The sequence below is a fragment of the Pseudomonas sp. R32 genome (assembly GCF_009866705.1).
GTDB lineage: Bacteria > Pseudomonadota > Gammaproteobacteria > Pseudomonadales > Pseudomonadaceae > Aquipseudomonas > Aquipseudomonas donghuensis.
The window spans coordinates 5584247-5609666 of the sequence record NZ_CP019396.1 but is presented as its reverse complement, the minus strand read 5'-3'; the positions used below and the strand labels follow the sequence as shown (position 1 = coordinate 5609666).

General features: G+C 61.5%; 22 protein-coding genes. 11 read left to right on the top strand and 11 right to left on the bottom strand.

The annotated features are described in order from the left end of the window. Positions 1-3 precede the first annotated feature (3 nt). Entirely contained in the window at positions 4-1404 is a 1401-nt protein-coding gene (gene lpdA, locus PspR32_RS25955; protein ID WP_159389341.1) for a dihydrolipoyl dehydrogenase, read from the bottom strand. A gap of 209 nt (positions 1405-1613) precedes the next feature. Here lpdA and cfaB point away from each other — a divergent pair, with 209 nt between their 5' ends. Then, positions 1614-2798, top strand: coding sequence for a C17 cyclopropane fatty acid synthase CfaB (gene cfaB / locus PspR32_RS25950; protein WP_010222772.1), 1185 nt, complete (start codon positions 1614-1616; stop codon positions 2796-2798). Positions 2799-2804: 6 nt separating this feature from the next. Here cfaB and cls read toward each other — a convergent pair whose 3' ends face one another. Then, positions 2805-4244 carry a cardiolipin synthase gene (gene cls / locus PspR32_RS25945; protein WP_010222773.1) on the bottom strand — a complete coding sequence of 480 codons (1440 nt, stop codon included), beginning with the start codon at positions 4242-4244 and terminating at the stop codon, positions 2805-2807. A gap of 127 nt (positions 4245-4371) precedes the next feature. On the opposite strand from cls, the gene PspR32_RS25940 reads away from it, so the two are divergent. Continuing rightward, a complete protein-coding gene (locus PspR32_RS25940) occupies positions 4372-4899 on the top strand; it encodes a DUF3617 domain-containing protein (RefSeq protein WP_010222774.1) in 528 nt (175 codons plus the stop codon). Positions 4900-4905: 6 nt separating this feature from the next. Here the strand turns inward: PspR32_RS25940 and folE2 are convergent, their stop codons facing one another. Both folE2 and PspR32_RS25930 read right to left on the bottom strand, forming a co-directional pair. Continuing rightward, positions 4906-5793, bottom strand: a complete 888-nt coding sequence (gene folE2, locus PspR32_RS25935; RefSeq protein ID WP_010222775.1) for a GTP cyclohydrolase FolE2 — start codon at positions 5791-5793, stop codon at positions 4906-4908. 24 nt (positions 5794-5817) lie between these two features. After that, positions 5818-6204, bottom strand: coding sequence for a glutamine synthetase (locus PspR32_RS25930; protein WP_103143285.1), 387 nt, complete (start codon positions 6202-6204; stop codon positions 5818-5820). A 118-nt stretch (positions 6205-6322) separates the two neighbouring features. Here PspR32_RS25930 and zigA point away from each other — a divergent pair, with 118 nt between their 5' ends. Genes zigA through PspR32_RS25915 form a run of 3 tightly spaced genes read left to right on the top strand, consistent with a single transcriptional unit; the run spans position 6323 to position 9153 of the window. Beyond that, positions 6323-7531 (top strand): zinc metallochaperone GTPase ZigA, encoded by a 1209-nt coding sequence (gene zigA / locus PspR32_RS25925; protein WP_159389340.1) that lies wholly within the window; start codon positions 6323-6325, stop codon positions 7529-7531. Continuing rightward, on the top strand, positions 7531-8139 hold the full coding sequence (locus PspR32_RS25920; protein WP_036995264.1) for a DUF1826 domain-containing protein: 609 nt from the start codon (positions 7531-7533) through the stop codon (positions 8137-8139). The genes zigA and PspR32_RS25920 overlap by 1 nt, the downstream gene beginning before the upstream one ends. A 42-nt stretch (positions 8140-8181) precedes the next feature. Beyond that, complete coding sequence (locus PspR32_RS25915; protein WP_010222779.1) at positions 8182-9153, top strand: CobW family GTP-binding protein; 972 nt, start codon at positions 8182-8184, stop codon at positions 9151-9153. On the opposite strand, the gene PspR32_RS25910 is transcribed toward PspR32_RS25915, so the two are convergent. Continuing rightward, entirely contained in the window at positions 9150-9542 is a 393-nt protein-coding gene (locus tag PspR32_RS25910; RefSeq protein WP_010222780.1) for a DUF3301 domain-containing protein, read from the bottom strand. The genes PspR32_RS25915 and PspR32_RS25910 overlap by 4 nt on opposite strands. A 119-nt stretch (positions 9543-9661) precedes the next feature. On the opposite strand from PspR32_RS25910, the gene pdxY reads away from it, so the two are divergent. Beyond that, positions 9662-10534, top strand: a complete 873-nt coding sequence (gene pdxY / locus PspR32_RS25905; RefSeq protein ID WP_010222781.1) for a pyridoxal kinase PdxY — start codon at positions 9662-9664, stop codon at positions 10532-10534. Here the strand turns inward: pdxY and PspR32_RS25900 are convergent. Next, positions 10531-11016, bottom strand: a complete 486-nt coding sequence (locus tag PspR32_RS25900; protein WP_010222782.1) for an acyl-CoA thioesterase — start codon at positions 11014-11016, stop codon at positions 10531-10533. The genes pdxY and PspR32_RS25900 overlap by 4 nt on opposite strands. Positions 11017-11340: 324 nt before the next feature. Here PspR32_RS25900 and PspR32_RS25895 point away from each other — a divergent pair, with 324 nt between their 5' ends. Next, complete coding sequence (locus PspR32_RS25895; RefSeq protein ID WP_010222783.1) at positions 11341-13101, top strand: cation:proton antiporter; 1761 nt, start codon at positions 11341-11343, stop codon at positions 13099-13101. A gap of 134 nt (positions 13102-13235) precedes the next feature. Here the strand turns inward: PspR32_RS25895 and PspR32_RS25890 are convergent, their stop codons facing one another. The 3 genes from PspR32_RS25890 to uvrD all read right to left on the bottom strand — a co-directional run bounded on the left by PspR32_RS25890 (position 13236) and on the right by uvrD (position 16989). Beyond that, the gene (locus PspR32_RS25890; RefSeq protein ID WP_010222784.1) at positions 13236-13643 is read right to left on the bottom strand and encodes an SMI1/KNR4 family protein; all 408 of its coding nucleotides are present in this window, start codon (positions 13641-13643) and stop codon (positions 13236-13238) included. Positions 13644-13754: 111 nt separating this feature from the next. After that, positions 13755-14609 (bottom strand): TIM44-like domain-containing protein, encoded by an 855-nt coding sequence (locus tag PspR32_RS25885; RefSeq protein WP_010222785.1) that lies wholly within the window; start codon positions 14607-14609, stop codon positions 13755-13757. A 196-nt stretch (positions 14610-14805) separates the two neighbouring features. Continuing rightward, positions 14806-16989, bottom strand: a complete 2184-nt coding sequence (gene uvrD, locus PspR32_RS25880) for a DNA helicase II (RefSeq protein WP_010222786.1) — start codon at positions 16987-16989, stop codon at positions 14806-14808. A gap of 223 nt (positions 16990-17212) precedes the next feature. Here uvrD and PspR32_RS25875 point away from each other — a divergent pair, with 223 nt between their 5' ends. Beyond that, positions 17213-20083 (top strand): EAL domain-containing protein, encoded by a 2871-nt coding sequence (locus tag PspR32_RS25875; protein WP_010222787.1) that lies wholly within the window; start codon positions 17213-17215, stop codon positions 20081-20083. Here the strand turns inward: PspR32_RS25875 and zwf are convergent. Then, a complete protein-coding gene (gene zwf / locus PspR32_RS25870) occupies positions 20080-21522 on the bottom strand; it encodes a glucose-6-phosphate dehydrogenase (protein ID WP_159389339.1) in 1443 nt (480 codons plus the stop codon). The genes PspR32_RS25875 and zwf overlap by 4 nt on opposite strands. A gap of 104 nt (positions 21523-21626) precedes the next feature. Here zwf and hexR point away from each other — a divergent pair, with 104 nt between their 5' ends. Together hexR and PspR32_RS25860 are read left to right on the top strand one after the other, a co-directional pair. Beyond that, a complete protein-coding gene (gene hexR, locus PspR32_RS25865) occupies positions 21627-22493 on the top strand; it encodes a transcriptional regulator HexR (RefSeq protein ID WP_010222789.1) in 867 nt (288 codons plus the stop codon). Positions 22494-22613: 120 nt separating this feature from the next. Next, positions 22614-22832, top strand: a complete 219-nt coding sequence (locus PspR32_RS25860; protein ID WP_026001293.1) for a PA3496 family putative envelope integrity protein — start codon at positions 22614-22616, stop codon at positions 22830-22832. Here PspR32_RS25860 and PspR32_RS25855 read toward each other — a convergent pair. Beyond that, a complete protein-coding gene (locus PspR32_RS25855; protein WP_162471128.1) occupies positions 22774-23721 on the bottom strand; it encodes a LysR family transcriptional regulator in 948 nt (315 codons plus the stop codon). The two genes, PspR32_RS25860 and PspR32_RS25855, sit on opposite strands and share 59 nt — an antisense overlap. Positions 23722-23924: 203 nt before the next feature. On the opposite strand from PspR32_RS25855, the gene PspR32_RS25850 reads away from it, so the two are divergent. After that, on the top strand, positions 23925-25340 hold the full coding sequence (locus PspR32_RS25850) for an acetyl-CoA carboxylase biotin carboxylase subunit (protein ID WP_010222792.1): 1416 nt from the start codon (positions 23925-23927) through the stop codon (positions 25338-25340). Positions 25341-25420: the final 80 nt, after the last annotated feature.

Here is a 25420-nt window from a genome sequence, read left to right as displayed (position 1 = left end):
TGATCAGATCTGCATGGCTTTGCCATCGACGTTCATCGCCGCCTGGCGCAGGGCCTCGGAGCGGGTCGGGTGCGGGTGGCAGGTGAGGGCGATGTCTTCGGCCGAGGCGCTGAACTCCATGGCCACGCAGTATTCGCCGATCATCTCGCTGACGCTCGGGCCGACCAGGTGCACACCCAGCACTTCATCGGTACGGGCGTCGGCCAGGACCTTGGCAAAGCCTTCGGTCTCGTGGTTGATCTTGGCCCGGCTGTTGGCGCTGAAAGGGAACTTGCCGACCTTGTATTCACGGCCCTCGGCCTTGAGCTGCTCTTCGGTCTTGCCGACGCTGGCCAGCTCCGGGCGGGTGTAGATGACCGCCGGGATCAGGTTGTAATTGACCTCGTGAGCCTTGCCGGCAATTTGCTCAATGCAGGAGATCGCTTCGTCCTCGGCCTTGTGCGCGAGCATCGCCCCGGAAGTGACATCGCCGATCACCCAGACCCCTGGCACGCCGGTGCGATGGTGCTGGTTGGCGAGCATGCCGCGCTTGTCGGTCTCAAGGCCGACGCTTTCCAGGCCCAAGCCCTGGGTGTAGGGGCGACGGCCAATGGCGACCAGCACGTAATCGGCTTCGAGGGTTTCGGCGCTGCCGCCAGCGGCAGGCTCCAGGCTCAGGTTCACCCCTTGCGCCGAAACCGTGGCCTGGGTGACTTTGCTGCCGAGCTTGAACTTCATGCCTTGCTTGGCCAGGGAGCGTTGCAGGGTTTTTGCCGCTTCTTCATCGGTGCCGGGGCAGATGCGATCAAGGTACTCGACCACGGTTACCTGGCTGCCCAACCGGCGCCACACCGAACCCAGCTCCAGGCCGATGACCCCGGCGCCGATGACCACCAGGTGCTTGGGCACTTCACCCAGGGCCAGGGCGCCAGTGGAGTCGATAATGCGCTGGTTGTCGATGGTCACGCCTGGCAGCGGCGTCGGCTCCGAGCCGGTAGCGATGACAATGTCCTTGGCCTGCAGCTCAGTGATGACACCCTGCTCATCGCTGACCGTGACCCGGCCGACGCCATCGAGCTTGCCCCAGCCCTTGATCCAGTCGACCTTGTTCTTGCGAAACAGGAACTCGATGCCTTTGGTCAGGCCGCTGACGCTTTCGTCCTTCTGTTTCATCATCTGCGCGAGGTTGAGGGTTGGTTTGACCTCGATGCCAAGGCTGGCGAACTCGCCGCCTACTGCCGCTTCATACAACTCAGAGGCATGCAGTAGCGCTTTGGACGGCATGCAGCCGACGTTCAGGCACGTGCCCCCCAGGGTTGAACGACCTTCGACGCACGCCACGCTCAAGCCAAGCTGGCCAGCACGAATAGCCGCGTTGTAGCCGCCAGGCCCGCCGCCAATGATCACTACATCATAGGTTTTCATTGTTGTACTCCAGGATGAAGAATCGACAATGGCGCCAAGACTAATCTGCACAACGGCTGATTGTATACAATTGATCGTGGGTACCCGCCGCGCCCGCAAGGTCTGGAACGGGCCCGGCAGGCTCAGACTATGGTCTGTATTAGCTGAAACTTGCTGTGAATGAACTACCCTTTTGGACAGACGTCCGATGAAAAAAGGAGGCTAATTTCATGCTTGCGCAACTTCCACCTGTTCTGCAAAGCCTGCGACTACCACTGCGACTGAAGCTCTGGGATGGTCATGCGTTCGATCTGGGGCCCAAGCCGCAAGTCACCATCCTGGTCAAGGATCCGCAGCTGATTACCCAACTGGCCCATCCGAGCCTGGATGAACTGGGCGCTGCATTTGTCGAAGGCAAGCTGGACCTGGAGGGCTCCATCGGTGAGGTGATTCGTGTCTGCGATGAACTGAGCGTAGCCTTGCTCAAGGATGAAGAAGACCCACAGCCGGTGCGCGCCGAGCATGACAAGGCTACCGATGCGGCGGCGATTTCCTACCACTATGACCTGTCCAACGCCTTCTACCAGTTGTGGCTGGATAGCGACATGGCGTACTCCTGCGCCTATTTCAAATCACCCACCAACACCCTGGAGCAAGCCCAGCAGAACAAGTTCGAGCACCTGTGCCGCAAGCTGCGCCTGCACAAGGGCGATTACCTGCTCGATGTCGGCTGTGGTTGGGGCGGGTTGGCACGTTATGCGGCCAGGGAGTTCGGTGCCAAGGTGTTCGGCATCACCCTGAGCAAGGAACAGCTCAAGCTGGGCCGTGAACGGGTCAAGGCCGATGGCCTGGAGGGGCAGGTGGAGCTGCAGATTCTCGATTACCGCGACCTGCCCCAGGACGGGCGCTTTGACAAGGTGGTCAGCGTTGGCATGTTCGAACACGTCGGCCATGCCAACCTGGCGTTGTACTGCCAGCGCCTGTTTGGCGCGGTGCGCGAAGGGGGCCTGGTGATGAACCACGGCATTACCGCCAAGCACACTGACGGGCGACCGGTCGGGCGGGGCGCGGGCAACTTCATCGAGCGCTACGTGTTCCCCCATGGCGAGCTACCGCACTTGTCGATGATCAGCGCACGGATCAGCGAGGCAGGCCTGGAAATCGTCGACGTCGAAAGCCTGCGCCTGCATTACGCGCGGACTTTGGAGCACTGGAGCAACCGCCTCGAAGCACAACTGGACAAGGCTAGCGCGCTGGTACCGGAGCGGGCCTTGCGCATCTGGCGCCTGTACCTGGCCGGCTGCTCCTATGCCTTTGCCAAGGGCTGGATCAACCTGCACCAGATACTGGCAGTGAAGCCTTTCGCCGATGGCAGCCACGATTTGCCGCTGACCCGCGAAGATTTCTACCGCTAAGACAGCTTACAGAATCGGCGAAATCAGCCGTGCGATACGCATCCCCAGTTGTTGCAGGCGGTGCGTGTCGCGAGTGTCTTCGGCGGTGATCTCCCGGGCGCGATCAAAGTCATCGGTGAGCATGGTTTCGACCTGATCGGCAAATTCGCGGTCGACGGTCAGCAGCATGATCTCAAAGTTGAGCCGAAACGAACGGTTGTCGAGGTTGGCGCTGCCGATGGCACTGATCTCGTTATCGATCAGCACCACCTTCTGATGCAGGAACCCTGGTTCAAAACGAAACATCCGCACCCCGGCGCGCACCGCCTCGAAGGCGAACAGGCTGGAGGCGGCGTAGACGATGCGGTGGTCCGGGCGTGAAGGAATCAGGATGCGCACGTCGACGCCGCGCAGCACCGCCAGGCGCAGGGCGGCGAACACCGCTTCGTCGGGGATGAAGTAGGGGCTGGTGATCCACAGCCGCTCACGCGCCGAATGGATCGCCTCGACGAAGAACAGCGAACAGGTTTCCTGTGGGTCGGCCGGGCCGCTGGCGAGCACTTGGCAGAGCACGCCGTCTTCCGGGTAGGTCTCCGGCAGGATCAGCGGCGGTAATGTCCGTGACGCCCAGAACCAGTCTTCAGCGAACGACTCCTGCAGGCAGGCCAACACCGGCCCACTGACCTGCACGTGGGTATCGCGCCAGGGCGACAGCTTGGGGTTAGCGCCCAGGTACTCATCGCCAACGTTATGTCCGCCAACAAACCCCAGCAGGCCATCGACCACGACGATCTTGCGGTGGTTACGGAAGTTGACCTGGAAGCGGTTGAACCAGCCGCGACGGGTCGCGAAGGCGCGGATGTTCACGCCACCCTCGCGCAGTGTGTGGTTGTAGGCCGAGGGTAGGGCATGGCTGCCGACGCTGTCGTAGAGCACGTAGACCTTCACGCCTTCGGCGGCTTTTTTCAATAGCAGGGCCTGCAACTGCCGCCCCAGATCGTCGTCGTGAATGATGAAAAACTGCACCAGCACTGTGTCGCGAGCACCGGCGATGGCGCGAAAGATCGCATCGAAAGTGGCCTTGCCGTCGACCAGCAAGCGCACCTGATTATTGGCCAGGCAGGGCATGCGCCCGAGCCTGGGCATCGCCCGCAGCGCGCCATAGGACTCCGAGTTGCGTGCGGCCAGCGCTTCCTCGACCCACGGTCGCCAGTTCAGGTCCGCCATGGCCACGTGCATTTCCCGGTTGGCCTGGCGCCGGGCCTCGATGTAGGCATCGAAGGTACGGCTGCCGAACACCAGGTAGGGGATGAGGGTGAAGTAGGGAATGAACAGCAGCGACATTGCCCAGGCAATCGCCCCCTGAGCGGTGCGCACTGTGAACACCGCATGCAACGCGGCGATACCGCCGAGCAGGTGAATCACACCAATGAGATAACCGAAGAAGTAGGGGCTGTGGTAATCCATACGCATCCTGCTGTCCGAAGGCTCTGCCCCTAACAGAGCATGTTCCAGGCCGCCGTTGCAACCGAAAGCACAAAATGACGTCTAAGCTGTGTTCCAGCTTGGGGCTGGAGTTTTGAGGAGTCATTACATGAAGAGTCGTCTGCCAATGCTGGCACTGGTGCTGGGCCTGGCGAGCCCGTTGGTGCATGCGCAGATGTTGCAACCTGGCCTGTGGGAGCTGACCACCAGCAACATGCAGGTCGATGGCAAGCCACTGCCGGACATGGGCTTCATGCTCGGCCAGCTGAAGAATCTGCCGCCAGAGCAACGGGCGATGATCGAGGGCGGCCTGGCCAAGCAAGGGATCAGTGTGGCGGGTCAGGGGGTGCGCTCCTGCCTGACCCCCGAGCAAGTGAAAAGCAACGACATCCCGCTGCAAGATCCCAAGTCTGGTTGCACTCAAAAAATCACCGAGCGCAACGGCAATGTCTGGAAATTCACCTTCAGTTGCCCGAAAGCTCAGGGCAATGGCGAAGCCACGTTTCTCAACAATCGCGAGTTCCTGACCAAGGTCAACGGTACCTTCAACGCTTCCGGTGTGCAGCAGCAAGGCAGCATGAATACCCGTGCGGTGTGGCTGGGCAATGATTGCGGTACGGTCAAGCCGCGAACCTGAAGCGCCTCACCAGTGCCATTGGCTGTGGGCGACTGCGTCGTGGGCATGCAGGCTTTCGGCATGTTCCACGCGCAGGTTGAAGCCGCCGAGCCAGGGTAGCGTTTTCAACGCCACATGAAGCCGTCGGGCGGCATCTTCGCAGAACATCAGATTCTGACCGTTGGCCAACGCAAAAGCCTGTTCATCAGCACGCTTTACCGCAGTTTGTACCGCGGTACCCAAGGCTTTTTCAGCGTGGTCGATCAGCGCTTCTATCGGCAGCTCATTAATGCCTTGGCGCAATCGAGCCTGCAGCTTCGCTACGCTGCGTTGGCTGTGAGGTGTGGCGACGATGCCCTGGGCACTTCCGAGCCAACTCAAGACAGCCTCATGGCTCAAGGTGCGATTGCCAAAGTCGGTGAGAAATTGCTGCTGAATCAACTGCCGGGCCAAGGCAGCGGAACAGGGGCAGGTGGAGGAATACTCCACATCGACAAATAGTTCCACGTGGAACACTCCGTCTTTTAGCTGCGCATTCAGGGTAACCGGATAGGCTTTCCAGCCCGCCAACGGGCTGATCAAGGCAGGGCGTTTGAGCATCAGTTCGAAACGAAGGGTCAAGAAGGCGCTGGCGGAAAGGCCGATGTGGCTGTCGAGAAAGCACTCCAGCACCGCGTTCAGCAACACAGGACTCAAGGCTTGGTGTTCCAGTGCCTCCAGCGCCAGGTACAAGCGCGACATGTGAATGCCCCGGGACGCGCCATCATCAAGGCTGACACCTGCGTCGGCACTTGCTCGCAGAATCTGCCCGTTGATCTGCAGCGGCAGGGCAATGCCACACATGCCTACCCAATCCAAGGGCAACTGGCTGTTGGTGGCTTGGGCAGCGATGTCAGGAAGGGTGAAAGCGCTCATCAGTGGTTCACTTTTCAAGGAAGACTATTGGCAGCCGTTCAGGCGATTGCAGCGCAGATTGAAACGCTGCCCGGTAGAACTCGACACGCTGTTCAAGGTGGTCCAGCCCACACGCCGGCTGTAACCGACCCAGGTTTCACCGTTGCTCGCCACGCCTGTGTAAAAGGTCAATTGGCCATAGCGGCTGTTGGTTTGCGCCCATAGCCTGCGACCTTGCATTTCAAAGCCCCGCAGGTAGGTCGTGTTGCCTTGGGTTTGCACGCTGTAGTAATTGCCTTGGGCATCGCTGCAGGCAAGCAGGGTTGCGCTGCGGGTACAGAGCGCCAGGCCGTTGCTCAAGGGCGTGGTGTTGGCGCTGGCGAACTCGCACTGCAGCAACACGGCGAAGGCAAACAAGCAACGCGATTTCATCTTTCAGGTCGGCCTTTGGTCATGTTCTGGGCGAAGTAGGTTGGCGAGATTGTATTGTTATAATATAACATTGCGCAATGCATCGTTCGAATGCTCTCTCCTGATGAGGATCGCCCCCATGCCCGACCGTCTTCCCGTAACCGTGCTCTCCGGCTTTTTGGGTGCCGGCAAAAGCACGCTGCTCAATCACGTGTTGAAAAACCGCGACAACCTACGGGTCGCGGTGATCGTCAACGACATGAGTGAAATCAACATCGATGCCAGTGAGGTCCAGCGCAACGTCAGCCTTAACCGTGCCGAAGAGAAGCTGGTGGAGATGAGCAACGGTTGCATCTGCTGCACCCTGCGTGAAGACCTGCTCGAAGAGGTCGCCCGCCTGGCCCGGGAGGAGCGTTTCGATTACCTGTTGATCGAGTCCACCGGCATCTCCGAGCCGCTGCCAGTCGCCGAGACCTTTACCTTTCGCGACGAGCAAGGCCGCAGCCTGGCCGACCAGGCGCGCCTTGATACCATGGTCACCGTGGTCGATGGCTTGAACTTCCTGCGTGACTATCAGGCCGCCGAAAGCCTGGCCAGCCGCGGCGAAACCCTCGGTGATGAAGACGAGCGCTCGATCAGTGACCTGCTGATCGAGCAGGTGGAGTTCGCCGATGTAATCCTGCTGAGCAAGATCGACCTGATCAGCAGTGCCGAGCGCGAAGAGCTCAGCGCCATCCTGCGCAGCCTCAACGCCCAGGCGCAGATTGTGCCGATGGTCATGGGCCAGGTGGCGTTGCCACAGATCCTCAATACTGGCCTGTTCGACTTCGAGCGCGCAGCCCAGGCGCCCGGCTGGCTGCAGGAACTGCGCGGGGAGCATGTGCCGGAAACCGAGGAATACGGAATTGCCGCCACCACCTGGCAAGCCCGCCGGCCGCTGCATCCGCAGCGCTTTTTCGACTTTATCCACACGCCGTGGAACAACGGTCGGCTGCTGCGCTCCAAAGGCTTTTTTTGGCTGGCCAGCAAGCACCAGGACGCCGGTAGCTGGTCGCAGGCCGGCGGCATGATGCGCCATGGCTTTGCCGGACGCTGGTGGCGCTTCGTTCCACGCGAGCACTGGCCGCAAGATGAGCAGAGCACTGCGGCGATCCTCAAGAACTGGAGCGCCGAATGCGGTGATTGCCGTCAGGAGCTGGTGTTTATTGGCCAGAACATCGACTTCGCGCGGCTGGATGCCGAGCTCTCGGCCTGCCTGCTCGACGATGCAGAAATGGCGGCGGGTGTGCACAGCTGGCAGCAATTGCCCGACCCGTTTGGCCCCTGGTTCGACGAGGAAGCGGCGTAATGCGCCAGGCGTTCGGCGAAACGCCCCAGGTGCTCACCGAGGCGTTGCAGGACGGGGTAAACCTTGCGGTTTGGCAGCGGCGCCTGCCGGTGCAGATCGAGGACTTTGCCCGGTTGCTGTTGTCGTTGAACCAGCCACTGGGTGAAAGCCGGGTAATCGAGCTGGATGACCAGCATCAGTTGCCGGACCTCAACGGCTTGCTGGGTGGCTATGCCGACCTGGAGGGCCAGAGGGCGTTTCTCACTGACGTTGCCTGGCTGGTGAGTGCCTACGCTTGCCTGCTCGACGCCCGGCGTGTCGGTCTGCGGTTACAGGCGCTGAGCAGCGCCATGTGCCCGCGGTTTCATGTCGACCATGTACCCCTGCGTTTGCTGAGCACCTATGCCGGCCCAGGCAGTGAATGGCTGGAAGAAGGTGCAATCGACCGATCGCAGCTTGCCCGGGAGCAGCCCGCTGCCAGTGCGGTCCGCCAGTTGGGCAGCGGTGAGGTGGCCTTGCTCAAGGGCGAGAAGTGGCTCGGCAACCAGGGTGGCGGGCTGGTCCATCGCTCGCCGGCGCTGTTGAATGGCGAACGTCGCCTGATTCTCAGCCTTGACTGGATGGCCTGAAATAGCGGCATAGTGGCGAAAATTTCAGGCACTCTCCGTCCCATGTTGCAGAACATTCCTACCCACGTGATTGCCGGCCCGCTCGGTGCCGGCAAGACCAGCCTGATTCGTCAACTGCTGGCGCAGCGGCCCGCCGATGAGCGCTGGGCGGTACTGATCAACGAGTTTGGCCAGATCGGCCTGGATATGGCGCTGCTGGCCAGCGACGATGACGGTATTGCCTTGGGTGAAGTGGCCGGTGGTTGCCTGTGCTGCGTCAACGGCATGCCGTTTCAGGTTGGCCTGGGTCGCTTGCTGCGCAAGGCCAGGCCACAGCGGGTATTCATCGAACCGTCCGGGTTGGGTCATCCGCTGCAGTTGCTTGAGCAACTGCGTTTGCCGCCTTGGCAAGGCGTGTTGGCGGTACAACCGGCGGTGCTGGTGCTGGATGCCGAGCAATTGGCTGCAGGTATTGCCCTGCCTGAAGCCCAGCAATCGACCCTGGCCAGCGCTGGATTGCTGGTGCTGAACAAGTCCGCCGGGTTGGATGCACAACAGCGCTTGTGGATAACTTCTCAGCTACCTGCTGCTCGCCTGTACTGGACCGATCATGGGCAATTGCCCTGGTCCGAAGTGCCTGTGGAAAGCTCTGCAGCGCCACTTCCCGCCGCTGTGGATAAGCTCGCGGCAGTCAATATTCCCGGGGTCGTCAGCAGCCTGTGGACAAATCCACAGGAGCCTATTTGCAGTATTCGGCAGGCCGCAGAAGGTTGGAGCATAGGTTGGCGCTGGCACCCGGGTCAGGTGTTCGATCGCCCCCGTCTGGAGCGCTTTCTGCAGGGGCTGGACTGGCGTCGGGCCAAGGCAGTTATCCACAGTCTGGATGGCTGGCAGTCGATCAACGCCTTGGCAGGGCAGCCTACATTGCAGTGGAGCAACAGTGAATGGCGCCGCGACTCGCGGCTGGAGCTGATCTTCGCCGAGCCGCAGGCCCCTGAACCATTGCAGCAAGCCATGCTGGCCTGCCGCGTCTAGTTGCGCCAGCGGTTGTGGTCCTGGCGCCACTGGTTCATCTCGACGACGTTGTCGTGATGTTGTGGTGTCTTGATCTCGAACGGGTAGGGGGCCAGTTCGATTTGCATGGTGTGCGCGCCAAACTGGGTGACGGTACCGGGATGGCGCTGTTCGCCGGTCACGGTGAATTCGAAGTTGTACACCCGGGCCAGGCGCTTGCGGCCGTTGGCGTCGCGCACAAAACCGATGCGCTTGAGCGCGACATTGCCATCGAGCAGCTCCAGATCGAGTTTGGCGCAGTGCTGCTTGACTCGCTCCAGAGCCTTTTCACGCAAGCCGTGGTTATGCCACAACCAGGCGCCCGCCGTGGCCAGCAGCATCAGCACGAAGAGATTTCCCAGGGTCAACATTTACATATGCTCCAACGAGGTATGCCCAGCTTAACTGCCTCCCCGGTCTGTCGTACAGGTGGCATTTAGCGCCATACTGCGTGCCTTGTTTTTCATTCCTACGCTTTCGGAAGACCTGCATGAAACGTACACCGCATCTGCTCGCCATCCAGTCCCACGTGGTTTTCGGCCATGCCGGCAACAGCGCTGCGGTGTTTCCCATGCAGCGGGTCGGGGTGAAGGTCTGGCCGCTCAATACCGTGCAGTTCTCCAACCATACTCAGTATGGTCAGTGGACCGGAGAAGTGCTTGCTCCAGCGCAAATTCCTGCGCTGGTTGAGGGGATTGCGACGATCGGTGAGTTGGGCAACTGCGACGCGGTGCTGTCCGGCTACCTGGGCAGTGCCGAGCAGGGGCGGGCGATCCTCAGCGGTGTGGCCCGGATCAAGGCCGCCAACCCGCGCGCCTTGTACCTGTGCGACCCGGTGATGGGCCATCCGGAGAAGGGCTGTATCGTCCCGGCCGAGGTCAGCGAGTTCCTGGTGGAAGAAGCACTGACCACCGCCGACGTGCTGTGCCCGAATCAGCTGGAGCTGGATAGCTTCTGCGGGCGCCGGGCCGAGTCGCTGCAAGACTGTGTCAGCATGGCCCGCAGCCTGTTGGTGCGAGGCCCGAAAGCTATCCTGGTAAAGCACCTGGCCTATCCCGGGCGCAGTGTCGAAGACTTTGAAATGCTGCTGGTTACCGCCGACGGTAGCTGGCTTATCCGCCGCCCGTTGCTGGCATTTGCGCGCCAGCCAGTGGGCGTGGGTGACCTGACGTCGGGCTTGTTCCTGGCGCGTTTGCTGCTGGGCGATGACTGGGTCACGGCGTTTGAATTCACCGCCGCCGCAGTGCACGAAGTGCTGCTGGAAACCCAGGCCTGCGCCAGCTACGAGCTGGAACTGGTGCGTGCCCAGGACCGCATCGTGCACCCACGGCTGCGCTTTGCAGCGCAGCCCCTGGCCATTTAAAGGGCGTCGCCCTTGAGTTCCTGGTAGCGCTTTTCCAGCTCCTGACGGATCAGCCGGCGCTGTTTGCCCTGCAGGAAACGGCGCTTTTCTTCGCTGGTTTCAGGCTGGCGGGGCGGCACCGCCACCGGCTTGCGGTCATCGTCGACGGCGACCATGGTGAAGAAACAGCTGTTGCTGTGGCGCACCGAGCGTTCGCGAATGTTTTCGGTGACGACTTTGATGCCGACTTCCATCGAGGTGTTGCCGGTGTAGTTGACCGAGGCGAGGAAAGTCACCAGCTCGCCGACATGCACCGGTTCGCGAAAGACCACCTGGTCGACCGACAGGGTCACCACATAACGGCCGGCGTAACGGCTGGCGCAGGCATAGGCTACTTCATCGAGGTATTTGAGCAGGGTGCCGCCGTGGACGTTGCCAGAAAAGTTGGCCATGTCCGGGGTCATCAGGACGGTCATCGACAGCTGGGCGTTTCCAGGTTCCATAGTGTGCTCACGGTAAGGTTGCGCTGAGGCGGGGTGGCGATTGCTATTCACGCTTCTTTCCCCCAATACGATTCCCATCTAGTAAGACGGGACGCTGACAGCGGCCTTGCCGTCACGCTGTTTGTGCCATTTACGGCGATGCTTTGGTCGATCTGTTTCTTCATATTGCACCGGCTTCTAGCGACAAGCGGCGGTGTTAACCTGAGGAAGCCCATGCAAGGTGGGCTTCCTACATTTAAAACGCTATGTATCCGTAACTCAATCAGACAATGCTTCGGGTGGGTTGCGGCTTGTCTCTGGATACCAGGTAAGGAGTCCCACGCCGTGCATGCCATCAGCTTTATTCAGGATTTGGCAGTGATCATGCTGGTTGCCGGGGTGGTCACTATCCTGTTTCACCGTTTCAAGCAGCCCGTGGTGCTTGGCTACATCGTTGCCGGCTTTATCATCGGCCCGCACACCCCGCCGTTCGGCCTGATTCATGACGAAGACACGATCAAGACCCTGGCAGAGCTCGGGGTGATCTTCCTGATGTTTTGCCTGGGGCTGGAGTTCAGCCTGCGCAAACTGTTCAAGGTCGGGGCCACAGCGTTCATCGCAGCGTTCCTGGAAATCGTGCTGATGATCTGGATCGGCTTCGAGATCGGCCGCTGGTTCGGCTGGAGCACCATGGACTCCCTGTTCCTCGGTGCGATCCTGGCGATCTCCTCGACCACCATCATCGTCAAGGCGCTCAACGACCTGAAGATGAAGAACGAGCGCTTTGCCCAGCTGATCTTCGGTGTGCTGATCGTCGAAGACATCCTTGGCATCGGCATCATCGCGTTGCTCTCGGGCATCGCCGTCAGTGGCACTGTGAGCTCCGGCGAGGTGTTTTCCACCGTTGGCAAGCTGTCGCTGTTCATGATCGTTGCGCTGGTCATCGGCATCCTCCTGGTGCCGCGCCTGTTGGCGTACGTGGCCCGTTTCGAAAGCAATGAGATGTTGCTGATCACCGTCCTGGGCCTGTGTTTCGGGTTCTGCCTGCTGGTGGTCAAGCTTGAGTACAGCATGGTCCTGGGTGCCTTCCTGATCGGTGCGATCATGGCGGAATCACGGCAATTGCTGAAGATCGAGCGCCTGATCGAGCCGGTTCGCGACCTGTTCAGTGCCATCTTCTTCGTTGCCATCGGCATGATGATCGACCCGTCGATCCTGCTCGAGTACGCCTGGCCAATCGTGGTCATCACCATTGCCGTGGTGCTGGGCAAGATGCTTTCCTGCGGCATGGGCGCCTTTATCGCCGGTAACGACGGACGCACCTCGCTGCGGGTAGGGATGGGGCTGTCACAGATTGGCGAGTTCTCTTTCATCATCGCCGCGCTGGGCATCACCCTGCAGGTCACCAGCGACTTCCTCTATCCGGTGGCGGTAGCGGTATCGGCCATCACCACGCTGCTCACGCCCTACCTGATTCGCGCTGCCGACCCGTTGTCTCTGAAGCTGGCCAAGGTCGTGCCGGGGCGTCTGGCGCGGGTGTTGTCGCTGTATGGCGAGTGGCTGCGCAGCATTCAACCCCATGGCGAAGGGGCGATGCTGGCCTCGATGATCCGGCGGATTCTGCTGCAAGTGGGGGTGAACCTGGCGCTGGTGGTGGCGATCTTCTTCAGCGGTGGTTATTTCGCCGCCCGCATTGGTGACTACCTGAGCGAGTGGGTCAGCGATATTGGCCAGCAGAAGGCCTTGATCTGGGGCGCGGCGCTGATGCTGTCGCTGCCGTTCCTGATCGCGGCGTACCGCAAGCTCAAGGCACTGTCGATGTTGCTGGCGGAGATGGGGGTCAAGCCGGAGATGGCCGGGCGGCATACCCAGCGGGTGCGACGGGTGATCGCCGAGGTGATTCCGCTGCTGTCGCTGCTGGTGATTTTCCTGCTGCTAGCGGCGTTGTCGGCCAGTATCCTGCCGACCAGCGAGCTGCTGTTGCTGATCGTGGTGGTCGCGGCGGTGGTGGTGGCAGTGCTGTGGCGCTGGTTCATCCGTGTGCACACACGCATGCAGATCGCCTTGCTGGAAACCCTGGAAAACAACCAGGAGAACCACCACTAAGAGGCGCTTCCTGCGCGGGGCGGTTCGAATGTCCGAGGGGATGGAGCGGTAGCGAAGCGCCACGCGCAGGAAGGCGTGGCGATTCTACGAACATTAATAGCCAAGAGCCATTACTTTGTGTGGTTATTTCTCATTCAGCTTTCCAGCCAGACGTCTCGGGCCCAGTGCCAGACCGACTCCCAGCTGTCTTCGGTAACGATCTCTTCTTCACCGGACCACAGCACCACGGTGCCATCTTCTTCGACGCAGTAGTAGTCGTCGCCGTCCTGGCAGATCGGGATCAGGTCGCGCGGCACGCCGGCATCCCAGGCATTGGCCGCCACGTCCGGCAAGTAGGTATGCGACTGCGGGTCGGTGACAGTGACCGGCTCGAGGCTACCGTAGACCACGTCGCTGACTGTCAGCAGGAACTCCTTGAACACGAACGGAATGTTGATAAACAACTCTTCTTCGATTTCGACCAGCTGGTCTTCGTCCGGCAACTCCAGCGGCACCGGTACCGGTTCATTGGCTTCTCGGAGCTGTTCGATGACTTCTTCCACGGTTCTATCCTCTAACCTTTACGACACGCTGCGCGTTATACCCTAGTAGCCCGCTGCGCTAAAAGCAAAACCCCGGGACAAGCCCGGGGTTTTTTGTGCAATGCCTCAATATCAGCCGTTCTGGCGGATCCCGGCAACCAGCCAAGGCTGGTTTTCGCCTTGGGCGCGTTCCATGTTCCAGCTTTCGCTGAACGGTTCGCCCTGGTCAAAGCGCGAGGTTTTCGACACGCCGCTGAAGGTCAGGGTGGCGATGGTCTTGTCTGCGCGGTCGTCGACACCTTCGAGCTGCACGTTCAGGTCGTCAATGTAGGTGGACTGGAAGCCATCACCCAGATCAGCGCGCTCCTGCTTGAGGAACTGCAGCATCTGAGGGGTGACGAATTCGGCGATCTTGTCCATTTCATTGGCATCCCAGTGCTGCTGCAGCGACTGGAAGTGGTTGCGGGCAGCGGCCAGGAAGCTCTGTTCGTTGAACCAGGCCGGTGCATTGATCACCGGGCGGGCAGCGGCGGCAGGCGCAGCGGAACCACCGAAGATCGACGGCTGGGCTGGCTGCTGGTGAACTTCGCGCTGGAATGGCGCGTGGCCGGCGGCGGCCATTTGCGGCTGCTGCTTGCGGCGACGGGCGGCGATGAAGCGGAACACCAGGAAGGCGATCAGCGCCATGATCAGGATGTCGAAGATCTGCATGCCCTGGAAGCCGTCGCCCATGAACATGGAGGCCAGCAGGCCACCGGCGGCGAGGCCGGCCAGAGGGCCAAGCCAGCGCGAAGCACCACTGGCGGCGGCAGGTGCGCGACCTGGCGCGGTTGGCGAGGCAGCCGGAGTCGTCGGGGCCGCCTGACGGGTCTGGTGGGTCGGCGCGGCGCCCGAGCTCTTGCCGCCGCCGAATCGTTTGGCGTTGGCGTCGAGACTCATCGTCAGGCCGATGCACAGCGCCAAAGCGATGCTAAGAAAACGTTGCATAGAAGGGTATTCCCGTTTTGTGGATTGCACGCGCGTCATGGTGCACAGGTTGTAGGACACATGACCAGCGCCATAATGTTTCCAGCTTTTGCCTGAATTGTCTGTATACGCTGTAGGAGCGGGCTTGCCCCGCGATTTGCGGCTTGCAAGTCACATTGCATCGCGGGGCAAGCCCGCTCCTGCAGGATTTTCTGCGTTACAGGGCCTCGAGCTTGGCGTAGCCAAGCATCAGCCACTTGCTGCCTTCGGCGAAGTTGACCTGGACCCGGGCCTGGGCGCCGGAACCCTCGAAGTTGAGGATCACCCCTTCGCCGAACACCGCATGTTGCACACGCTGACCCAGGTTGAAGGCGGTCTGCGGAATGTTGGCGTTGGCAAACAGGCTGCTCGAGTTCTGCTGCTGGCCGGAGCTGAACGGGCGGCTGACGCTGTTGGACAGGCGCACTTCCTGAACCAGGCCTGCCGGAATTTCGCGTACGAAGCGCGAGACCTTGTTGTAGGTCTCGCTGCCATACAGCCGGCGAGTCTCGGCATAGGTCATCACCAGTTGCTGCATGGCGCGGGTGATGCCGACGTAGGCCAGGCGGCGCTCCTCTTCAAGGCGGCCGGGTTCTTCCAGGCTCATCTTGTGCGGGAACAGGCCTTCTTCCATGCCGACCAGGAATACGTGAGGGAATTCCAGGCCCTTGGCACTGTGCAGGGTCATCAGCTGGATGCTGTCTTCGTGCTCGTCGGCCTGGGCGTCGCCGGCTTCCAGCGAGGCGTGGCCGAGGAAGGCCGCCAATGGCGACAGTTCGGCGTCTTCTTCGCTGTTTTCGAAGTTGCGCGCGGCGCTGACCAGTTCCTCAAGGTTCTCTACCCGGGCCTGGCCTTTTTCGCCTTTTTCTTCCTGGTGATAGACGATCAGCCCGGACTGCTCGATGACCGTCTGGGTCATCAGGTGCAGGGGCATTTCCATGACCTTGGCGGCGAGGTTCTCGATCATTTCCATGAACGCGCCCAGGGCGCTGGCAGCGCGGCCCTTGAGCGCCTTGTTGGCGATCAGCAGGCTCATCGACTCCCACATCGAGACCTGGGCGTGGCGGGCGTGTTCGCGAATCGCTTCGACGGTCTTCTCACCGATGCCGCGCGGCGGCACGTTGATCACCCGCTCAAGGGCGGCGTCGTTGCCGCGGCCTTCAAGCAGGCGCAGGTAGGCCATGGCGTTCTTGATCTCGGCACGCTCGAAGAAGCGCTGGCCGCCATAGATGCGGTAAGGAATGCGTTCGCGCAGCAGTGCTTCTTCAAGCACCCGCGACTGGGCGTTGGAGCGATACAGGATGGCAATATCGCTGCGGGCCAGGCCGGTCTTGAGCGCGCTTTCGATGCTCTCGACCACGTAGCGGGCTTCGTCGTGCTCGTTGAAGGCGGCGTACAGGCTCAGCGGTTCGCCATCGCCACCGTCGGTCCACAGCTCTTTGCCCAGGCGCCCGCTGTTGTTGGCGATCAGGGCGTTGGCCGCCTTGAGGATACCGGCGGTGGAGCGGTAGTTCTGCTCCAGGCGGATCAGCTCGGCGTCAGGGAAGTCGGCAGTGTACTGATGGATGTTCTCGATCTTGGCGCCACGCCAGCCATAAATCGACTGGTCGTCGTCGCCGACCACCATCAGGCTGTCACCGCCCTTGGCCAGCAGCCGCAGCCAGGCGTACTGCACGGCGTTGGTATCCTGGAATTCGTCGACCAGCACATGACGGAAGCGCCGCTGGTAGTGCTCGAGCAGGCCAGGGTGGTCACGCCACAGGTCCAGGGCGCGCAGCAGCAGCTCGGAGAAGTCGATGACGCCGGCGCGCTGGCAGGCGGTCTCGTAGGCTTCATAGATGCTGCGCATGGTGCCCAGGAACAGGTCGCCACTGGCCTGGATGTGTTGCGGGCGCAGGCCTTCGTCTTTCTGCCCGTTGATGAACCATTGTGCCTGGCGCGCTGGCCAGCGTTGTTCATCCAGGCCCAGCTCGCGGATCACCCGCTTGACCAGGCGCTGCTGGTCGTCGCTGTCGAGGATCTGGAAGTTCTGGTTCAGCCCTGCCTCTTGCCAGTGCGCGCGCAACAGGCGGTGCGCCAGGCCGTGGAAGGTGCCTACCCACATGCCGGCCGGGTTGATGCCCATCAGCTGTTCGATACGCTGGCGCATCTCGGCAGCGGCCTTGTTGGTGAAGGTCACCGACAGGATCGAGTGCGGCGAGGCCTGCACGACCTGGATCAACCAGGCGATGCGGTGCACCAGCACACGGGTCTTGCCGGAGCCGGCACCGGCCAGGACCAACTGACGACCGACCGGCGCAGCTACAGCCTGGCGTTGGGCGTCGTTGAGAGAGTTCAACAGGAGAGAGAGATCATCGCGCATCCGGCCATTTTAGGGGCGCAGACGACCCTTGGGCAAATATACAGTAGAAAAACTTGCCGCTGACGACTGGCTGGTCATCGGCTGCAGCCCAAGGCCTGCGTGCTTGAGCGCCTGCCGTCGGGAAACGCAATGAAATAATTATGATCCAGAGCAGTTTGGCCCGAGAGCTTGCTTGTGTATGCTCCGTGCACGTTTAAGGCTAACCATTACAAGAACACTGCCTATGACTCTTGGTTCCGACTCCATGAGCGCCCCTTCCGAAGCGCGCCGGAGTATTCGCAAGCACTTCGCAACCCAACTGGCCGTCGAGCGCACCCGCCTGCTGTATCAGGGCTCATTGCTGCCGACCCTGTTCATGCTGCTCAATGGTCTGGTCTGTGCCTGGTTGCTGTGGAGCCCGGCGCGCTACCTATTGGTCAGTATATGGATTGTCTGGCTGACGGCGTTGGTGGCCTTGCGGGTGATCCAGGTCGCCGCCTTCGATGCCGCCATGCCCGCTCGACAGGCCCAGCCAAGCTGGTGGCGAATGTTCCTGTTCGGTTCGGCCTTCAGTGGCCTGACCCTGGCCAGCGCGGCGATCGCCCTGGTGCCGGTGGATAACTTCGTCCAGCAGGCCTGGGTATTCGGCCTGCTGGGGGCGGCAACGCTATCGGCCAGCGTCGCCTATGCCGTCAGCCTGCCGGCCTTCCTTAGTTTTACCTTGCCGTGCTTGCTGCCGCCGATTGCCTTCCTGTTCTGCAATGGCGATGAGCAGCAGCGTGGCTGGGGCTGGCTTGGCCTGATTTTATTGCTCGCCTTGTCAGTGGTGGCCTGGCAGGTCAACCGGCTGATCGAGCGTGGGCTGTTGCGGCGCTTTCAGAATCAGGAGCTGATCGAGCACCTGCAAACGGCACAAAGCCGCAGCGAACGACTTAACCAGGCATTGGCCGAGGAGGTCGAGCAGCGTCGGCTGATCGAGGAGCAACTGCGCGAGGCGCAAGTAGGCCTGGAGTCGCGCGTCGCCCAGCGCAGCCAGGAGCTGGATGCTGCCAACCAGGCCCTGAGCAAGAGCGAACAGCGTCTGGCCCTGGCCCTGGAGGCCAGCGAACTGGGGCTGTGGGACTGGAACCTGGAAACCGACGAGATCCACCATACCCAGTTGCGCGAGTTGTTTGGCCTGGAGCCTGACCAGGTTCAGGAAATGCTCGCGCACCTCAAGCCACGCCTGCATCCCGATGACGTGCCGCTGCTCAAGCGCACCCTGGTCGAACACCTCAAGGGCCGCAGCGAGGATTACCGCATCGACTACCGGGTGCGTCACCGCCAGGGCCACTGGTGCTGGATCGAGGACCGAGGCCGGGCAGTGGAGCGCAGTGCCAGCGGGCGGGTGCTGCGCATGCTTGGCACCCGCCGGGATATCAGTGCGCAAAAAGCCCAGGAAGAACAGCAGCGCATGGCCGCCACCGTATTTGAGGCGGCCAGCGAAGGCATCGTGATTCTCGACCCTGATTATGTGTTGCTGGCGGTCAATCAGGCCTTCTGCCGGGTTACCGGCTACAACCGCGAAGAATTGCTTCAGGGCCGGTTACTGGAACTGCCCTGCAGTCGCGACGCCCGTCGCCACTCTCAGGCCATTGAGCTGGCACTGGAGCAGCAGGGCAACTGGCAGGGGGAACTGGTCGAGGCGCGCAAGAACGGCGAGCTTTATCCACAGTGGCTGCAGCTCAATGGCGTGCGCGATGCACGGGGCAATCTGACCAGCATCGTCGGCTTCTTTACCGACCTGTCGGCGCGCCGCGAGTCCGAGGAGCGCCTGCGGTACCTGGCTCACTACGACGAGCTGACGGGCCTGGCCAACCGCGCCCTGTTCCGCCTGCGCCTGCATGAGGCCGGCGAGCGCCTGCGCCAGAGCGGGCGCGGCCTGGCCTTGCTGCACATCGACCTGGACCGCTTCAAGCTGCTCAATGACAGCCTTGGCCACGAAGTTGCCGACCAGTTGCTCAAGCAAATGGCCCAGCGCATCAGCAATGCCATGCCCGAGGCCGATACGGTGGCGCGCCTGTCCGGCGACGAGTTTGCCGTGCTGTTCGATGCCTACAGCAACCTGTCGAGCCTGGTGCGTGTGGCCAGCCGCTTGCTGGACAAGCTGCGCGTACCGCTGCGGGTCGATGGCCACGAGCTGGTGATCAGCGCCTCGGTAGGCATCAGCCTGCTGGCCGATACCTCGCGGGATGTCACGGTACTGGTCAGCCAGGCCAACACCGCCATGCAGCACGCCAAGCACCTGGGCGGCGACAATTTCCAGTTCTACACCGAGAGCCTGCAGGCCAGTACCCTGCAGCGCCTGCAGCTGGAAAACCACCTGCGCAAGGCCATCGAGGAGCGTCAGCTACAGGTCTACTACCAGCCCAAGCTGTGCCTGGCCACTGGCCGTCTGCATGCTGCCGAGGCGCTGGTGCGCTGGCAGCATCCGCAGTGGGGCATGGTACCGCCGTCGGACTTTATCGGCCTGGCCGAAGAAACCGGCCTGATTGCGCCGATGGGCGAATTCGTTCTGCGCCAGGCCTGTTGGCAGGCCTGCGAGTGGCAGCGCATGGGGCTTGCGCCGATCCGTGTATCGGTGAACCTGTCGGTCTATCAGTTGCGCCACGGCAAGCTGGTCAGCCTGGTGCGCCAGGTGCTCGATGAAAGTGGCCTGGCGCCGCATCTGCTGGAGCTGGAACTGACCGAGAGCCAGTTGCTCGATAGCGTTGAGCACATCATCGCCACCTTCCGCCAGTTGCACGAACTGGGAGTGAAGCTGGCCATCGATGACTTTGGCACGGGCTACTCATCGCTCAGCTACCTCAAGCGCTTCCCGGTGGATTACGTGAAGATCGATCAGGCCTTTATCCGCGGCCTGAGCGAAGGCAGTGAAGATGCCGCGATCACCCGGGCAATCATCGCCATGGCCCAGAGCCTCGACCTTCAGGTGGTCGCGGAGGGCGTCGAGACCCATGAACAGCTGGAGTTTTTGCGCAAGCAAGGCTGCAATGAAGTGCAGGGTTACCTGATCAGCCGGCCGGTACCGGCGCAGGAGCTGGCCGAGCTACTGGCCAGTCACTACAGCTTCTAGAGGTGCCAGGCGCGGCCCTGGTGCGCCAGCAGGCTGTGGGCCTGATCCGGGCCGTTGGAGCCGGCGTGGTAGGGGCGCGGCGCCTGGAAGTGCTCCTGCCAGCCGGTGAGGATCGGGTCGACCCAGGCCCAGGCAGCCTCGACTTCGTCACGGCGCATGAACAGCGTCGAATCGCCTTCGAGCACATCCAGCAACAGGCGCTCATAGGCGTCCCAGCGACGGGTCAGGCCGAAGACCTGGGCCAGGTTGAGGTTCAGTTCCACCGGCTCCAGGCGCATGCCCTTGCCGGGGGTCTTGGTCATCATCTGCAGGCTGATACGCTCATCGGGTTGTAGCTGGATCAGCAACTGGTTGGCCTGGTCGCCCTCAAACAGGCGGTGCGGCACGGGTTTGAACTGGATGACGATCTGCGACGAGCGCTTGGCCAGGCGCTTGCCGGTGCGCAAATAGAACGGTACGCCGGCCCAGCGCCAGTTATTGATATGCGCTTCTACGGCGACGAACGTCTCGGTATCGCTGTCGTTGTCGACGTCTTTCTCGAAATAGTAGGCCGGTACTTCCTGGCCGCCGATCTTGCCGGCGCTGTATTGGCCGCGCACGGTCTTGTCTTGTACATCCTGGCCGGTGATCGGTTGCAGGGCCTTGAGAATCTTTACTTTTTCGTCACGCACCGCCTCGGCCTCGAACTGCGCTGGCGGTTCCATGGCCACCAGGCAGAGCAGTTGCAACAGGTGGTTTTGCAGCATGTCGCGGGTGGCGCCGGCACGGTCGTAGTAGGCGCCGCGATTTTCTACGCCGAGGGTTTCGCAGACGCTGATCTGCACATGATCGACCTGGTTGTTGCGCCATACCGGTTCGAGCAGGGCATTGGCAAAGCGCAGGGCCATGAGGTTCTGCACCGTCTCCTTGCCCAGGTAGTGGTCGATGCGAAACACCTGCGATTCAGCGAAAACGGCGCCAAAGGCCTGGTTGATTGCCGTGGCCGATTCCAGCGAGTGGCCAATGGGCTTTTCCAGCACGATACGCGCGTCGTGATCGGCCAGGCCTGCGACTTTCAGGTGGTTGGCTATCGGCACGAACAGATTGGGTGCGGTGGCCAGGTAGTAGATCCGGGTCAGGCCGCCCGCTTCACCGAGAAAGCGCGCCAGGCGGACGAAATCGGCGCTTTGCGAGGCGTCCATGGGGAAGTAGTCCAGCCGTGCAGAGAAGCGCGCCCAGACATCTTCATCGAAGTCGGCGCGGGCAATCTGCGCCCGGCAGCGGCGTTCGGCGAGCTTGAGGAATTCATTGCGCGGCAGATTGCTGCGGGCCAGGGCAATGATGCGTACGGCCGGGTGCAGGCGAGCCTCGCGATACAGGTGGTAGAGCGCCGGAAGCAGTTTGTGCAGGGCCAGGTCACCGGTGCCGCCGAACACCATGATGTCGCAAGGGATAGTCAATACCACCACTCTCCTAGTTCGTTTAGCTGGGCGGGTCGCCGGTCATGTAGTATAACTACAAGAAAGCTACAACCCGGTCAGTCGATCATAACCGAGTCCTGCCCTTGAATCTGTTGCAACACATCGCCCAGTCGCGCCATCTGCTACGCAAATCGGAACTAAAGGTTGCCGATCACGTGCTGCTTGATCCAGCGGCCGTCATGCATAGCTCCATGGCCGACCTTGCCCACAGCGTTGGTATCAGCGAGCCGACTATCGTGCGCTTTTGCCGTGCGATCGGTTGTTCCGGCTTTCAGGACCTCAAGCTCAAGCTGGCCCAGAGCTTGGCGGCGGGGGCGAGTTTCGGCCAGTTCGCGATTCATGAGGACGACTCGGTTGCCGACTACAGCCTGAAGATCTTCGACACCACCTTGCATACGCTGATGGAGGTGCGCGAGCACCTCGACCCGCAGGCCTTGCAACGCGCGGTCACGGCCATGGCCCAGGCCCAGCGCGTCGAGTTCTATGGTTTTGGTGCCTCGGGTGCGGTGGCGGCCGATGCCCAGCACAAGTTCTTCCGCCTGTTGCTGACGGCGGCGGCTTACTCCGACCCGCACATGCAGGCGATGTCGGCGGTTACCCTCAAGCCTGGCGATGTGGCGATCTGCATCTCCCAGTCGGGGCGCTCCAAGGACCTGCTGATCACCGCCAACCTGGTGCGCGAAAGCGGCGCCACGCTGATCACCCTGTGCCCGAGCCAGACGCCGCTTGCCGAGCTGTCGACCGTCAACCTGGCCATCGACGTGCACGAAGACACCGAGATCTACACCCCCCTGACCTCGCGTATCGCCCACCTGGTGGTGATCGACGTGCTGGCCATGGGTGTTGCCATGGCCCGCGGGCCGAGCCTGGTCAACCACCTCAAGAGTGTCAAGCGCAGCTTGCGCAGCCTGCGTTTGTCGCCCAAGTCGATCAAGGCGATGGACGACTGAGGCCTGTAGGAGCGGGCAAGCCCGCTCCTACAGGTTCATTGATTTGTCATTGGCTCGCCGCCAAATCGTAATGCCGCGTCGTCAGGCTGAAGCTCCCGCACTCGAAAAGGGAGATATGCAATGGCTCGTGAATTCGATGGCTCGTACCAACCCAACGCCAAATCCCGCAAGCAGCAGGAAAAAGATCAGCGTCGCATGGAGTTTCGCCGCGCGATCGAAAGCTACTCCGAGCAGCGCCGCCTGCTGCAGGAAATCACCGACTACGCCGACCTGCAGACCCTCAGCGTGTGGCAGGTATCGGCGGCAGAATCCCCGAGAAACGCTCAACAAGCCCGCTGATCTGCGCACGTTCGCTACGAATGAACGCTAAAAAGGCCAGGGCCACCGGCGACTGCCGCTTGGCCTTGGACTGCACCACACACCAACTGCGGTACAGTGGCAGCTCTTCGACCGGCAGCTCGCGCAGCACGCCAGTGGCCAGTTCCAGGTTCAGCGCGTGGCGGGTCAGCAGGGCAATGCCCAGGCCTGCGATCACGCATTCGCGCTGGGCATCGGCCGAGGCCACCTCCAGCGTCTGGGTGAAGTGCACACGCTTTTCCTTGAAGTACTCTTCGCAAGCCTTGCGCGTCCCCGAGCCCTGTTCGCGCACCAGCAGGGTGTGCGGCTCAAGGTCCTGCAGGCGCAGGCTGTCGAGCTTGCACAGTGGGTGATCGGGCGGCGCCACGGCTACAATTGGATTGTTCAGGAATGGCAGGAACTCCAGGCCCATGTCCTGAGGCACCATGGACATGATGATCAGGTCATCGCGGTTGTCCGAGAGGCGACGGATGGCCTGGGCCCGGTTCACTACCGTGAGGGTAAGATTGACCTCAGGGTGCAAGCGCTTGAAGGCGGCGAACAGGTGCGGGACGAAGTATTTGGCACTGGACTCGACCGCCAGCTTCAGTTGCCCTTGCAGCGAGCCCTGCATGTCCGAGAGCTGCATGTCGAGGCTCTCCAGGCGCCCGAAGATGTCGCGGCTGGCGCGCTGCAATGCCTCGGCGGCGTCGGTCAGGTAGAGCTTTTTGCCGACGTACTCGAACAGCGGCTGGCCGACCAGTTCTTCGAGTTGGCGGATCTGTAGACTAACGGCGGGTTGCGTCAGGTTCATCTCCTCGGCGGCCCGGCTATAGGAACGCAAATCACAGACCTCATTGAAGATCTGAAGTTGACGCAATGTCATACGCATCAATGACTTACGCATTTCTCTCAAGCCCCGGCAAAACCTTGTAACAGCACTATAAGCTTTTGCTTATGCACACCCTAATAAATATTGATTTTTGTTTATCAAGAGACAGCGCTAGGGTAAAGATGCGACTGGCCAGCGACGATTGGTCACGCGCCGACCGGCGACGCCGGCTCGATTGTTCTAGCGGCCTTGGGAATACTCCAGTGATAAAAAAGATCCTGATCGCCAACCGCGGTGAAATTGCTGTTCGAATCGTGCGTGCCTGCGCCGAGATGGGCATCCGTTCCGTGGCGATCTACTCAGACGCCGACCGCCATGCCTTGCACGTCAAACGTGCCGATGAGGCCCACAGCATTGGTGCCGAGCCCCTGGCCGGCTACCTGAACCCGCGCAAGCTGGTGAACCTGGCCGTGGAAACCGGTTGTGATGCGCTGCATCCCGGTTATGGTTTTCTGTCTGAGAACGCTGAACTTGCGGACATCTGCGCCGAACGTGGGATCAAATTCATCGGCCCTTCGGCTGAAGTCATTCGCCGCATGGGTGACAAGACCGAAGCCCGCCGCAGCATGATCAAGGCCGGTGTACCGGTCACCCCGGGCACCGAGGGCAACGTCGCCGACATCCATGAAGCGCTGCTCGAAGGCGACCGCATCGGTTATCCGGTGATGCTCAAGGCCACTTCCGGTGGTGGCGGCCGCGGTATTCGTCGCTGCAACAGCCGTGAAGAGCTGGAGCAAGCGTTCCCGCGGGTGATCTCCGAGGCAACCAAGGCTTTCGGTTCGGCGGAAGTGTTCCTGGAAAAATGCATCGTCAATCCCAAGCACATCGAGGCGCAGATCCTTGGTGACAGCTTCGGCAACGTCGTGCACCTGTTCGAGCGCGACTGCTCGATCCAGCGGCGCAACCAGAAGCTCATCGAAATCGCCCCAAGCCCGCAACTGACCCCCGAGCAGCGCGCCTACATCGGTGACCTGTCGGTGCGCGCGGCCAAGGCCGTGGGTTACGAGAACGCCGGTACCGTGGAGTTCCTGCTCGCCGATGGCGAGGTGTACTTCATGGAGATGAATACCCGGGTGCAGGTGGAGCACACTATCACCGAAGAAATCACCGGCATCGACATCGTCCGCGAGCAGATCCGCATCGCTTCCGGCCTGCCGCTGTCGGTCAAGCAGGAAGACATCCAGCACCGCGGCTTTGCTTTGCAGTTCCGGATCAATGCCGAAGACCCGAAAAACAACTTCCTGCCCAGCTTCGGCAAGATCACCCGTTACTACGCACCCGGCGGCCCGGGCGTGCGTACCGACACGGCGATCTACACCGGCTACACCATTCCACCGTTCTATGACTCCATGTGTCTGAAACTGGTGGTCTGGGCGCTGACCTGGGAAGAAGCCATGGACCGCGGCCTGCGGGCCCTGGACGACATGCGCGTGCAAGGGGTGAAGACCACCGCCGCCTATTACCAGGAAATCCTGCGCAACCCGGAATTTCGCAGCGGTCAGTTCAATACCAGCTTCGTTGAAAGCCATCCGGAACTGACCAACTACTCGATCAAGCGCAAACCCGAAGAGCTGGCCCTGGCCATCGCTGCCGCCATCGCCGCCCACGCAGGCCTATGAATGCAGCCGCAAGCTGCAAGCGGCAAGCTGCAAGTAGAAGCGGATCGGCTTTTTCTTGCGGCTTGTAGCTTAAAGCTTGC